Raw genomic sequence first — 12203 nt, 5'->3', positions numbered from 1 at the left:
GGCGGCGACCGAGGGCGGCGTCGGCGCGCTCGCGCCAGTCCGGGCCGTGCAGCCGGCGCATGAGGACGTCGTCGCCGTTGCCGGCCTGCACGCGGACGCTGACCCAGCGGTCGACCGGGCGGACCGGGTGGGTGATCCAGCGCTGCCCGCGGACCAGCCGGCCGCCGGTGTCCATGACCCGCAGGGCCAGGTCGGAGTCCTCGCGGAAGGCGCGGGGGAAGCGCTCGTCGAACCCGCCGACGGCGGCCAGCACGGCGCGGCGGTAGGCGAGGTCGGCGGTGATCCAGCTGCTGGTGGCCAGGCCCGCGGTACCGCGCTCCCAGTCGGTCGGCCGGCGGTCCTCGGGCAGCGGCACGCGGACGCGGCCCTGGCTGCCCGCGACGTCGGCGGGCAGCCCGCTGAGGTCCGCTGCGAGCCGCTCGTACCAGTCGGGGTCGGGGACGACGTCGTCGTCGAGGAAGGCCACCCACGGGGTGCGCGCCGTCCGCCAGCCGAGGTTGCGGGCGCGGGCGGGGCCACCGCCTCCGGTGCGGACCACGCGGACCGGCGGCAGACCGGGCCGCTCGACGGCCAGCGGGGGCCCGTCGGGCCGGTCGTCGACGACGACGAGCTGGGCCGGACGCGGGCCGGGCGCGGCCGCGAGGGCGTCGAGGAGCACGTCGAGCGACGGCCGGCCGATGGTCGGCACGACGACACTGCACTCCGCGAGCATGATCGCGCCCTGCCCGACCGTGGCGCCCGCCAAACACTACGGGCTTGAAGTTCCCCCGGACGTCGCTCGGTCCCCTGCACGGTCCCGCCACGAGCCCGCGAGTGGCGGGGGGCAGGCGGGTCCTTCCGTCAGCGGCGGATGCGCGTGGCCGCGGAGACGCGGGCGAGGGCGTCGGTGACCACCGCGGCGTCGTTCCCCAGCAGGGTGAGCAGGTGGGCGACGAGCTCGTCGTGGGTGGCCGCGGCGGCCTGCACCCGCGCCCGGCCGGCGTCGGTGAGCCGGGCGTGCAGCAGCCGCCGGTCGCCGGGCCGCCGCTCGCGCACGACGAGCCCCTGCTCGACCAGCCGGCCGACCGTGCTGGTCACCCCGGCCCGCGACAACCCGAGGGCCTCGGCGACCTCGCCCATGGTGGCCCGCTCCCCCGGCGCCTCGGCGATCCGCCGCAGGGCCTCGAAGCCGGTGAGGGAGAGGTCGTGGTCGCGGTGCAGCGCGGAGTCGACGCGGTGGGTGATCCGGTCGTGCACCTGGACGATGCGCAGCCAGGTCTCGGCCGGGCGGGGGGCGGCTCCGGGGAGCGTCGCCGGGTCCGACGGCACGGCGTCGGACGGGGTCCCGGCCGCCAGCACGTCCTCGGAGCCCATCGGCCCATCCTCGCCGAAGTCTCGTTCAGGCGCTCCCGGTCGGCCACGGCGGGGCGAGGGGGGACCCGCGCCGGGCCGCCACGAGCACCAGTCCGGTGGCACTGACCAGCAGTGCCAGCCCGGCCGCGACCATCGGGACGGGCAGGGGGTCGGCGACCGGCGTCGCGGCCGCGACCCCCTCCAGCCGCACGGCGGCGGTGACCGCCGAGGTGCTCCCGGTCAGCTCCACGGTGGTCGCCCCGGCGTCCGCCCCGCCGGGCACGCGCACGGTGATCTCGACGGTGCCGTCCGGGCCGGCCGGCACGGTCGCGAGGACGGTGCCGTCGTCGTCCCGGACGGTGACCTCCTCACCGGGCGCGAAGCCCGTGCCGGTGACCACGACCTCGCCACCGGCGGGGACCTGGTGGGCCGAGGCGCTGGCCGTGCCGAGGTCGGTGCCCGGACCGTCGGCCGGCGACCCGGACGCGGTCTCCGGCGCCGGCCGCCCCGGCACGGGCAGCACGTCGGGCACCGGAAGGGCACCCGCGGGCGGCCCCGGGGCAGGCGTGGGGTCCGGGGAGGGTGCCGGGGTCGGCTCGGGCGAGGGCGCCGGGACGACGTCGCCCGGTGGGGGCTCCGCCGCGGCCGGTGGCGCGGTGATCGCCGCGCAGTCCTCCTCCGCGGGACGGGTGTAGTCGTGGCCCTCGAGCTCGTCGACGTAGGCGGTGCCCGACCCGTCGAGCGGGGCGTACTCCAGCCGGCTGTCGATCGTCTCGCCCCAGTCGACGGCGTCGGTGCGCAGCACGACCGTCGCCCCGGGCTGGACCTCGGCCCGGTCCTCGCCCCCGGGCCGACGGGTGGTGGCCAGCGTGACCGCGTAGGCGACGGTGCCGGCGGTCACCTCGACCACCACGCCCCCGGGGCGGCAGCTGGGCCCGTGGGTGACGCGGGCGTCGGGCCGGGTCGGGTCGTCGATGGCGGCCGCGGGCACGGCGGTGGCGACGCCGAGGGCGAGCAGGCCGGCGACGGTGGACAGCAGGGCGAGCCCCGTCGTCACGACGGGGCGGGGCGGACGCGGCGGCGTCGTCCCGACCGGCACGGAATCCCCCTCGAGCGGTCGCGCCGCGCACGGTGGGTCCGCGAGGAGCGCAGCCCCCATGATGCGGTCGATCACCGCCTGCCGACGAGGAGTCCACGGCGCGTCGCCCGGCCAACCGGCGTGTCGGGTCCCGGGCGTGTCGTACCGGCCGGTACGGGGCCGTCCGCTGACGAGACGCCGGTCACTACGGTGACGGCCGTGGACTCAGCAGCCGGGACCGGACGCCGCCGCCAGAACGAGGTCTACCGCGCCGGGGTGTACGGGCGCTCACCGCTGGTGCCCACCACCGCACGGCCGCTGCAGCGCCGCGCCCGGCGGCGGCTGACCGCCCGGGCCTACGCCTACGTCGCCGGGGGTGCCGGCGAGGAGCACACCCAGCGGGCCAACCGGGCCGCGTTCGACCGGTGGGCCGTCGTCCCCCGGGTGCTGCGCGACGTCAGCGCCCGCGACACCTCCGTCGAGCTCTTCGGCCGGCGCATCCCGGCACCCCTGCTGCTCGGGCCGGTCGGTGCGCTGGAGCTGGTGCACCGGGAGGCCGACCTGGCGGTCGCCCGCGCCGCGGCGTCCCTGGGCGTGCCGTTCGTCTTCTCCAACCAGGCGTCGGTGCCGATGGAGACCTGCGCGGCCGCGATGGGGGACGCCCCCCGCTGGTCCCAGCTCTACTGGTCCACCTCCGACGAGCTCGTGGAGAGCCTGGTGCACCGGGCCGAGGCGGCCGGCTGCGAGGCGCTGGTGGTCACGCTCGACACCACGATGCTCGGCTGGCGCCCGCGCGACCTCGACCTCGGCCACCTGCCCTTCGCGCTGGGCAAGGGCATCGCGCAGTACACCTCCGACCCCGTCTTCCGCCGGCTGGTCGAGCAGCGGGTCGCCGAGGCCGGGGACGCCGCACCCGCCCAGGCCGGGGAGGCCGCCGGGCGCGACCGGCAGCCGCGGCCCACGCTGGCCGCCGTCCTGGCGATGGTCGGGATGGCGCGCGCCTGGCCGGGACCGCTGCGGGAGAACCTGCGCTCACCGCTGCCGCGTGCGGCCGTCGAGACCTTCCAGGCCATCTACTCGCGGCCCTCGATCACCTGGGCCGACCTCGCCTGGCTGCGTGCCCGCACCCGGCTGCCACTCCTGCTCAAGGGCGTGCTGCACCCCGACGACGCCCGCCGCGCCCTGGACGAGGGGGTCGACGGCGTGGTGGTCAGCACGCACGGCGGGCGGCAGGTGGACCGCTCGATCTCCGCGCTGGACGCGCTGCCCGACGTCGTGGCCGCGGTCGGCGACCGGGCGCCCGTGCTGCTCGACAGCGGCATCCGCAGCGGCGCCGACGTCCTCGTGGCCGTGGCCCTCGGGGCGCGCGCGGTGCTGCTGGGCCGGCCGTACGCGTGGGGGCTGGGCCTGGCCGGGGAGGCCGGGGTGCGGCAGGTGGTGTCCGACGTCCTCGGCGAGTTCGACCTGTCGCTGGGCCTGACCGGGCACACCTCGGTCGGGGAGCTGACGCCGGAGGTGCTGCGCCGCGTGGGCTGAGGACCCCCCCGTCCACGGGGAGCACCGAGGGACCCGGCCGACACGCCGCCCGGAACTTGACGCCGCCTGTGACGGGGCTCACAGTGGTCGTGGGCGGGGGCAGCCGGCAACGAGTGGCCTCCCACTGCTGGGAGGACCGACCAACGCGGCCAGACCGTCAGGACCGGCCCCCCGCCCCTCAGCCCCTCGTCACGCCGCCGTCCGCGGCCACACGTCGGGACGCACGGACTCGCGGCGAGCAGGGGTTCACGGCCACGGGTCCGCAGGTCCCGGCGTACACCGGCCGAGCGGCACGACGCGGTGCCCGGGAGAGAGAACAGCGGCCCCGTCCCGGAGGACGGAGCCGCTGTGCTGTCTCAACCAGACGTGCACCCGAAGGGATTCGAACCCCTAACCTTCTGATCCGTAGTCAGATGCTCTATCCGTTGAGCTACGGGTGCGGATGTGCAGTTGTCGTGCGCGGAGGCTCCGGGATTTGAACCCGGGATGGGGATTAACCCAAACCGCATTAGCAGTGCGGCGCCATAGACCGGACTAGGCGAAGCCTCCCGGGGTCCGAGTCCCCTCGGAACCACCGGGGAGCACAGTACCAGCGCCCGTGTCACCCCTCCCAGCCCGGGGGTGGGGTCAGACGGCCACCGGCTCGCCCGCGCGCGCCCGCACCGGACGCCGCCCCGGCAGCAGGGTGACCAGCACCGCCAGTGCGGCGCCGGCGACGGCCAGCACCAGGCTGCCGCTCACCCCGGCCGAGCTCTCGATCAGCGCACCGCCGAGTGCCGCGCCGACCGCCGAGGCGCCCGTGGCCATCGTCGACAGCCAGGTGAAGGCCTCCGTGGTGGCGTGCGCCGGGGCGAGGGCGCCGACGAGCGAGTTCTGCACGGTCAGCGTCGGCGCGATCGCCGTCCCGCCGAGGAAGAGCAGCGCGCCGAGCACCCACGGGCTGGACGCCGCGGTGAGCGGGGCCAGGCCGATGGTGACGCCGAGCAGCAGCCACCGGTACTGCCGCGGCAGCGAGGCGCTGACCACCCGCGCGCCGAACCACAGGCCGCCCGCGACCGAGCCCAGCGACCACAGCGCCAGCAGGAGACCGGACATCCCCGGCGACCCCGCCGCGTCGGCGAACGCGGGGACGGCGACCTCGAGCGCACCGAAGCCGAGCATCAGCAGCGAGCCGCTGACCAGCACCCGCGGCATCCCGGGGGTGAGCACGGTGGCGAACGGGCTGGTGCGCGACGCCGCGGGAGCGGGCGCCCAGCCGCGCATCGCCGCCGACGTCGCGATGCCGACCGCACCGGCCACGGCGAGCACCCCGGCGACGGCGAGCGCCCACGCGGGACCGGCCAGCACGGCGAGCGCGGCGACCAGCGTCGGGCCGGCGACGAAGACCAGCTCGGTGGCCGTCGCGTCGAGGGCGTAGGCGGTGGGACGGACGGCTGCGTCGGCCCGCGACCACAGCGCACGGACCGCCCCCGACACCAGCGGTGTCCCGGCACCGGCGGCGGCCGACGCGGCGACGACCACCGCCGTCGGCGCGTCCCCCAGGACGGCGAGCACCAGCAGCGTCAGCAGCAGCGGGTAGACGCCGGCCTGGGCGAGCAGGACCGGGCGCGGGGTGCGCCGGTCGGCCAGCCGGCCCAGCACCGGGGCCATGCCCGCCATCGCGACGCCGTAGGTCGCCGCCGCGAGACCGGCGACCGCGTAGGAGCCGGTCTGCTGCTGCACCATGAGCAGCAGGGCCAGCGGGACCATCGCCGACGGCAGCCGGCCGGCGAAACCGGCGACCAGCAGGACGGGAGCGGACGGCAGACGCCAGACCGACAGGTACGCACGCACGACGGGACCCACTTCGACACGGACAGGAACGGAACAGTAGTTGGTCAATCGACGTTGACCACCTACAACACTAGCAGGACGGTAGGGAGTCACATGGACTACGACACCTACGGGTCGAACGCCGTCGAGCTGGCCATCGACCTGGCCAACGCCGACCGCGACAGCGACCCCGGCTGGGCGGAGGCGTTCCTGCGCGCCCACGACGAGTGGTTCACCACCGAGACACCTCTGGGGCTCTCGCCCGGCGAGGCGCGCCGGGCGGCCGCGACGGCCGAGCTGGTGCGGGCGGTCGCCGTCGCCACGACCCAGGACGACGTCATCGCGCGGCTCAACGAGCTGCTCGACCTGGCCCGGCCGCACCCCTACGCCACCGACCACGACGGTGAGCTGCACCTGCACTACGCCCGCCCCGACGCCCCGGCGCTCGAACAGCTGACGACGACGGTGGCCATGGGCCTGTCGCAGGTGGTGGCCCAGCACGGGTGGCAGCGCCTCGGCGTCTGCTCGGCGGAGGGGTGCGACGACGTCTACGTCGACACCTCCCGCAACGCCAGCCGCCGCTACTGCTCCAACACCTGCGCCAGCCGGTCGACCGTCGCCGCCTACCGCGCCCGCCGTCGCGTCTGAGGAAGGACCTCCCTGCCCCCACCGCTCGTACGCTCGCGGTGGGCCCTGCAGGGAGGCCGTAGCGTCTCGCGCGTGACCCCGCTGCGGCTGCGCTACTGGGACGCGCGGCTGCACGCCGCGATCGGCGCACTGCCCGACACCCCGGCCGACCGGTGGCTGCGCCGGCTCTCGACGACGGCCGACCACGGGAGGCTGTGGCTGGTGCTCGGCGTCCTCCTCGGACTGCGCCGGGGGCCGCTGCGGCGCGCCGCCCTGCGCGGACTGGGCGGGCTGACGGTGTCGAGCGCGCTGGTCAACGTCGTCCTCAAGCGGATCTTCGGCCGGGTGCGGCCGGACCTGGCGAACATGGCCTCCCACCGGCAGCTGCGGCGGGCGCCGCACACGCTGTCCTTCCCGAGCGGACACTCCGCCTCGGCCGGCGCCTTCGCGACCGGGGTGGCGCTGGAGAGCCCGGTGGTGGGCGCGGCGCTGGCGCCCGTGGCGCTCGCGGTCGGGTACTCGCGGGTGCACGTGGGCGTCCACTACCCGGGCGACGTCGTCAGCGGGCTGGCGATCGGCGCGAGCGTCGCGCTGGCCGGCCGCCGGTGGTGGCCGGTGCGGCCGACGGAGCCGGCACGGGTGCGCCCGGTCCGCTCGGCCCGGGCTCTGCCGCGCGGCGAGGGACTGGTGGTCGCGGTGAACCCGCGGTCGGGGCCCGAGGGGTACGACCCCGCGGCGGAGATCCGCGCACTGCTGCCCGGGGCGGAAGTGCTCACCGCCTCCGAGGAGCACGGGGTCGCCGACCTGCTGACGGACGCGGCGCGGTCGGGACGGGCGGCGGCGCTCGGGGTGGCCGGGGGCGACGGCAGCGTCGCCGCTGCGGCAGCCGTCGCGCTGGAGCACGACCTCCCGCTCGCCGTCGTCCCCGCGGGGACGCTCAACCACTTCGCCCGCGACCTCGGCGTCGAGACGCCGGAGGAGGCCGCCGCGGCGGTCGAGGAGGGGCGCGCGGTGTGCGTGGACGTCGCCGAGGTCAACGGGACGCCGTTCCTCAACACCGCGAGCATCGGGGCGTACCCGGAGATGGTGCGTCGGCGCGACGCGCTGGCCGGCCGCCTGGGCCGCTGGGCGGCGATGACCGTGGCGGTGGCGCAGGTGCTCCGCGGCGGGACGCCCGTCTCACTGGTGCTCAACGGGCGGCCGGTGCAGGTCTGGATCCTCTTCGTGGGCAACTGCCGCTACACCCCGCGCGGACTGGCGCCGGCGTGGCGGCCGCGACTGGAGGACGGGCTGCTCGACGTCCAGTACCTGCGCGCCGACGTCCCGTTCAGCCGCACCCGGGCGGTGCTGGGCGCGCTGCTCGGGGTGAGCGACCACAGTTCGGGCTACGCGGACGTCCAGACGCCCGAGCTGCGGGTGCACCTGTGGTCGGGACCGGAGCCGGTGGCCTACGACGGCGAGACAGCGGCCGCGTCGTCGTCGTTCCTCTTCCGCAAGCGGCCACCGCTGACCGTGTACTGCTGCCGCACGTCCTGAGCACCCGCTGCCGGACCGCACTGCGGGTGTTCCTCGCGCACTGCGGGTGCTGCAGGGCCGGCAGTGCACGAGGAACACCCGCACTGCGCACGCCGAGGCGGCAGTCCCTCCACAGGGGCACTGCGCCGGAGGCCGCGCAGTGGCTAGGGTCCCGGATCCGTGATCACCGACGGGGGTGGACGGAGCATTGGCAGGCTCTTCCGGACGGCGGCCGCGCTGGCCGTCGCGGCCGCGGCGCTGGCGGGTTGCTCGGAGGCCGAGCCGGCCAACGACACCCTGCCGACGGCGACCGCCGAGCCCGCGCCCACCACCGAGGCACTCCCCCCGCTCGGCCCGGCCGACTTCCCCATGCCCGCCGAGGCGAGAACCCAGGACGCAGCCGGGGCAGAGGCCTTCGCCCGCTACTACATCGGCCTGATCAACCGGACCTCGACCGTCATGGACGCCGCGCCACTGCGTGACTTCAGTCAGGGTTGCCGCGACTGCGAGCGCATCGCCTCCGATACCGAAACCGACGCCGCCGCAGGTTATCGTTACGAGGGCGGGGAGTTGACAATCGATGGCATCGCTTCAGCGCTCCGAGAAGACGAAAGCGCGACAGTCTCCTTCATCGCCGACCAAGCATCCTTGAACGTGCGCGACTCCAATAACAATATTGTCGATGATTTGACATTTCCTAACCTCCCCAACCTGCAGTCCGGCTTAGCAGCCTCTTGGGATGAGGGTCGATCGACATGGGTCGCTACCGCCCTCGCGCTCGGATGAAGGTTCAAGCCGGGCAAGTTAGGAGCGCGCCGATTACGACGCTGGTTGCGCTTGCACTTCTTGCCCTATCAGTCCCAGCCTCGGCCGACGACGGCTGCCGACGGGGATGTGAAGCTCCCGAGGTGAGTGTCGGATCAGGCGCCCTGTACGCGTCATATATCGCAGAGAGTGGCGGACGCCTCGCAGCTAGCAATAGCGCTTCCGTAGCTCAGCCGTGGGCTTACCGGCTGCTCACACCCTGCTCAGCGTCGACGGGCAACGACTGCAGTCCGACACTTGACCAGGTCTGCGAATCCGCCCCTGGTCGAGTGGTTGAGTTTCTAACCCTCGAGCGGCGTCCGTTAGTACTTCCTGATGGCTCAACCATCGACAACTCGCCTGTTGTCCCGGGGACGCCGGCCGGGTCACCGATCGGCCCATGGATCGGGTTCAGCACGTCGTGCGTGGACATCACCGATCTCAACCCGCCGCCGTCACCGGACGAGGTGTTCCGCTACTTCCAGACCCTGCCGCTGCCTGCGCTCGCCGCCCAGCAGCAGCCGCCGGGCGACGCGCTGGTCGGCCTGCCGGTCGTCTTCTTCACCGACGGCCCGACCACGCAGACCTTCACGCTCGACATCCGCGGCTTCACCGTCGAGATCACCGCCACCGCCGAGTCCTTCACCTGGCACACCGGCGACGGCACCGACCTCACCACCACCGACCCCGGCGCCCCCTACCCGGACCACACGATCACCCACGACTACGGCGCCGGGCGCTACACCGCCTCGCTCACCACCACCTGGGGTGGCACCTTCCGCGTCGACGGCAGTGCCAGCGTCGACGTCCCGGGCACCACGACCACCGACGGACCGCCGGTCACCTTCGACGTCCGCGAGGCCCGCGCCGTCCTCACCGACCCCTACGACTGACCGCCGTCCACCACCGGACGACGGCCAGCACGCCGAGCGCCGCGAGCGCCTCCCCGAACTCCTCCACGAACGCCGCCGAGGCCCCGGTCCGCGCCCCCGCGTACGTCTGCACCACCGCGGCGGCGGTCGTGACGACGTCCAGGCCGAGCGCGGTCAGCGCGTAGGCGCCCAGGACCGCCACCACCGACCCGGTCGCCGGCACCCGCCACGCGCGGCCGGCGACGTAGAGCAGGCACAGGCCCGGGACGGTGACCGCGAGGCCGAGCAGCAGGGTCGTCCAGGGCGACGTCGCGCCCTTCACGATCGAGTGGGCGCTGGCCAGCTTGAGCACGGCCAGCCCCAGGACCGTCCCGGCGACCACCGTCCACCACAGCGCTCCCCAGCCGGTGGGCCGCCCGCGCCAGGCGAGGACGGCGGCGGCGACGAACACCCCCGCGGTGAACAGCCGGGGCAGCCCGCCGACCGCCTCGAGGTCCAGGAGCTGCCCGACTGCGGGGCGGACGCAGGCGCCGGCGAGGCACCGGAGCCGGACGACGAACGCCGTGCCGAACAAGCAGGCGGCGACGAGCACGAGCCCGAACACCCACCAGACGTCCCGGAGGCGCGGACCCGTCGCGGGACGCACGCTCCGGGCCATCTCCCGATCATGCATGCCGCCGCCGCCGGCCGTGGCCGTTGACCGAGCAGAGTGACGAGCGCCTCACTACGGTCCGGACAGGGGTGTCCCGCCGTGACCAGTGGGCATGGGACGCCGTGAAGGTCCCATCGACGGAAGAGGTCATCCATGTTGGTCCGCCGGATCGCCCGGCCCCTGCTCGCGTCGTCGTTCATCTACGGCGGCATCGACACCCTGCGCAACCCGCAGACCCGCGTGCCGGGCGCGAAGCCGGTCGTCGACCAGATCGCCAGGACGGCCGACCAGCAGCTGCCGGTGCAGGTGCCACGGGACGTCGAGCAGTGGGTGAGGATCGACGCCGGGATCAAGGTGGGCGCGGGATCGCTGTTCGCGCTGGGCAAGTTCCCCCGCCTGGCCGCGCTGGCGATGGCCGGCAGCATCGTCCCCACGACGCTGGCCGGGCACAGGTTCTGGGAACACGAGGACCCGGAGGAGCGCTTCGGGCAGCTCTCGAACTTCCTCAAGAACGCCGGCCTGCTCGGCGGCCTGCTCATCGCCGCCGTCGACACCGAGGGCAGGCCGTCGGTCGGCTACCGGGCCCGTCGCGCCGCCAAGCGCGCCGCCTCGGCCACCGAGCGGAGCCTGGAGGACGCGCAGAAGCGCGCTGCCAAGGCCGAGAAGCGCACCAAGAAGCAGATGAAGAAGGCCAGCTGACCACGCCACTCCCGCCCGCGGCCGCGCTCCGGAGGATCGCCTTCCTCCTGGAGCGCGCTCGCGAGCCCACCCACCGGGTCGCCGCCTTCCGCACCGCGGCCGCCGTCGTGGACACCATCGGTCCCGACGAGCTCGACCGGCGGATCCGCACCCGGACGCTCACCGACCTGCGCGGCATCGGCCCCAAGACCGGCGCCGCGATCGTGCAGGCGCACGCCGGCGAGGTGCCCGAGTACCTGGCCCGGCTCGAGGACGCCCACGCCGAGCTGGTGCCGCTGGCCGACGACGTCGCCGAGTTCCGTGCCGCGTTGCGCGGCGACCTGCACGTGCACTCGGACTGGTCCGACGGTGGCAGCTCCATCCGCGAGATGGCCGAGGCCGGCATCGCGCTGGGCCACGAGTACATGGCGCTCACCGACCACTCCCCGCGGCTGACCGTGGCCAACGGGCTGACGGCGGAGCGGCTGGAGCGCCAGCTCGGCGTCGTCGCGGAGTTGAACGCGGAGCTCGCGCCGTTCCGCATCCTCACCGGCATCGAGTGCGACATCCACGCCGACGGCAGCCTCGACCAGACCGACGAGCTGCTCGGCCGCCTCGACGTCGTCGTCGCCAGCGTGCACTCCGACCTGCGCGCCGACACCGCGGTGATGACCGAGCGCATGCTCACCGCCGTCGCCGACCCGCACACCGACGTCCTCGGGCACTGCACCGGCCGGCTGCTCATCCCCCGCGAACAGCGGGAGGGACGACGGCAGCGCCCCCGCCCGGAGAGCACCTTCGACGCCGAGGCCGTCTTCGACGCCTGCGTCGAGCACGGCACCGCCGTCGAGATCAACTCCCGGCCCGAACGGCTCGACCCACCGCTGCGGCTGCTGTCCCTGGCCGTGGAGCTCGGGTGCGAGTTCGCCATCGACACCGACGCGCACGCCCCCGGCCAGCTCGACTGGCAGGGCAACGGCTGCGAGCGGGCGGTGGAGACCGGCGTCCCGGTCGACCGGGTCGTCAACAGCCGGACGGCCGACGACCTGCTGGCCTGGACCGCGAGCTGAGCCAGCGCCGGCGGCCGTGGGGGCCGGGCGCGGGCGACGAACGGTCGAGCGCGACAGCCGGGCGGAGCAGGGAGGACGACTGCCGATCGGGACCGTGGTGGCCGCGCCCGTCGGTGTGACGGACCGGTCGTCCCCTCACCTCCGTGGAGTAACGTCGTCACCCGCCGGGCGGTCACCCGGACGGGCAGGTCACCCGATGAGGGCGAAGATCCTGGTCGGGCCGCTGA

Annotated in this window: 12 protein-coding genes and 2 tRNA genes; 7 read left to right on the top strand and 7 right to left on the bottom strand. The window is 75.0% G+C overall.

Annotated features, from left to right (window positions below):
* The 3 genes from ABQ292_RS13210 to ABQ292_RS13200 all read right to left on the bottom strand — a co-directional run.
* Positions 1-688, bottom strand: a 688-nt coding sequence (locus tag ABQ292_RS13210; RefSeq protein WP_369207039.1) for a glycosyltransferase family 2 protein, incomplete at its 3' end; no start/stop codon positions are given.
* 152 nt (positions 689-840) lie between these two features.
* Entirely contained in the window at positions 841-1353 is a 513-nt protein-coding gene (locus tag ABQ292_RS13205) for a MarR family winged helix-turn-helix transcriptional regulator (RefSeq protein ID WP_369207037.1), read from the bottom strand.
* 25 nt (positions 1354-1378) lie between these two features.
* Positions 1379-2389: a hypothetical protein gene (locus ABQ292_RS13200; protein ID WP_369207035.1), complete on the bottom strand. Its 1011-nt coding sequence runs from the start codon at positions 2387-2389 to the stop codon at positions 1379-1381.
* A 240-nt stretch (positions 2390-2629) separates the two neighbouring features.
* On the opposite strand from ABQ292_RS13200, the gene ABQ292_RS13195 reads away from it, so the two are divergent.
* Positions 2630-3946 (top strand): alpha-hydroxy-acid oxidizing protein, encoded by a 1317-nt coding sequence (locus ABQ292_RS13195; RefSeq protein WP_369207033.1) that lies wholly within the window; start codon positions 2630-2632, stop codon positions 3944-3946.
* A 367-nt stretch (positions 3947-4313) separates the two neighbouring features.
* Here ABQ292_RS13195 and ABQ292_RS13190 read toward each other — a convergent pair.
* The 3 genes from ABQ292_RS13190 to ABQ292_RS13180 all read right to left on the bottom strand — a co-directional run bounded on the left by ABQ292_RS13190 (position 4314) and on the right by ABQ292_RS13180 (position 5779).
* A tRNA-Arg gene (locus ABQ292_RS13190) sits at positions 4314-4386 on the bottom strand.
* 20 nt (positions 4387-4406) lie between these two features.
* A tRNA-Ser gene (locus ABQ292_RS13185) sits at positions 4407-4495 on the bottom strand.
* A 78-nt stretch (positions 4496-4573) separates the two neighbouring features.
* The gene (locus ABQ292_RS13180) at positions 4574-5779 is read right to left on the bottom strand and encodes an MFS transporter (RefSeq protein WP_369207031.1); all 1206 of its coding nucleotides are present in this window, start codon (positions 5777-5779) and stop codon (positions 4574-4576) included.
* A 93-nt stretch (positions 5780-5872) separates the two neighbouring features.
* Here ABQ292_RS13180 and ABQ292_RS13175 point away from each other — a divergent pair, with 93 nt between their 5' ends.
* From ABQ292_RS13175 to ABQ292_RS13160, 4 genes are all read left to right on the top strand, one after another.
* Complete coding sequence (locus ABQ292_RS13175; RefSeq protein WP_369207029.1) at positions 5873-6406, top strand: CGNR zinc finger domain-containing protein; 534 nt, start codon at positions 5873-5875, stop codon at positions 6404-6406.
* Between the two features lie 72 nt (positions 6407-6478).
* Complete coding sequence (locus ABQ292_RS13170) at positions 6479-7921, top strand: bifunctional phosphatase PAP2/diacylglycerol kinase family protein (RefSeq protein ID WP_369207027.1); 1443 nt, start codon at positions 6479-6481, stop codon at positions 7919-7921.
* Positions 7922-8080: 159 nt separating this feature from the next.
* Positions 8081-8686, top strand: a complete 606-nt coding sequence (locus tag ABQ292_RS13165; RefSeq protein WP_369207025.1) for a DUF6318 family protein — start codon at positions 8081-8083, stop codon at positions 8684-8686.
* A gap of 443 nt (positions 8687-9129) precedes the next feature.
* Positions 9130-9597, top strand: coding sequence for a hypothetical protein (locus ABQ292_RS13160; RefSeq protein WP_369207023.1), 468 nt, complete (start codon positions 9130-9132; stop codon positions 9595-9597).
* Here ABQ292_RS13160 and ABQ292_RS13155 read toward each other — a convergent pair.
* Positions 9578-10234, bottom strand: coding sequence for a hypothetical protein (locus ABQ292_RS13155; RefSeq protein ID WP_369207021.1), 657 nt, complete (start codon positions 10232-10234; stop codon positions 9578-9580). The two genes, ABQ292_RS13160 and ABQ292_RS13155, sit on opposite strands and share 20 nt — an antisense overlap.
* A 147-nt stretch (positions 10235-10381) precedes the next feature.
* Here ABQ292_RS13155 and ABQ292_RS13150 point away from each other — a divergent pair, with 147 nt between their 5' ends.
* Entirely contained in the window at positions 10382-10927 is a 546-nt protein-coding gene (locus tag ABQ292_RS13150) for a DoxX family protein (protein WP_369207019.1), read from the top strand.
* Positions 10924-11976, top strand: coding sequence for a PHP domain-containing protein (locus ABQ292_RS13145; protein ID WP_369207043.1), 1053 nt, complete (start codon positions 10924-10926; stop codon positions 11974-11976). Before ABQ292_RS13150 ends, ABQ292_RS13145 begins: the two co-directional genes overlap by 4 nt.
* The last annotated feature ends 227 nt before the right edge of the window (positions 11977-12203 follow it).

This window comes from Geodermatophilus maliterrae (assembly GCF_041018925.1).
In the GTDB taxonomy this organism is placed as follows: domain Bacteria; phylum Actinomycetota; class Actinomycetes; order Mycobacteriales; family Geodermatophilaceae; genus Geodermatophilus; species Geodermatophilus maliterrae.
Note: the sequence above shows the minus strand (reverse complement) of the source record. Positions and strands in the feature narration are given on the sequence as shown.

What these genes read in the sequence shown, in the direction of transcription:
- ABQ292_RS13205 (WP_369207037.1), bottom strand. Translation starts at nt 1,353, where the DNA reads ATGGGCTCCGAGGACGTGCTGGCGGCCGGGACCCCGTCCGACGCCGTG.
- ABQ292_RS13175 (WP_369207029.1), top strand. Translation starts at nt 5,873, where the DNA reads ATGGACTACGACACCTACGGGTCGAACGCCGTCGAGCTGGCCATCGAC.
- ABQ292_RS13155 (WP_369207021.1), bottom strand. Translation starts at nt 10,234, where the DNA reads ATGGCCCGGAGCGTGCGTCCCGCGACGGGTCCGCGCCTCCGGGACGTC.
- ABQ292_RS13150 (WP_369207019.1), top strand. Translation starts at nt 10,382, where the DNA reads ATGTTGGTCCGCCGGATCGCCCGGCCCCTGCTCGCGTCGTCGTTCATC.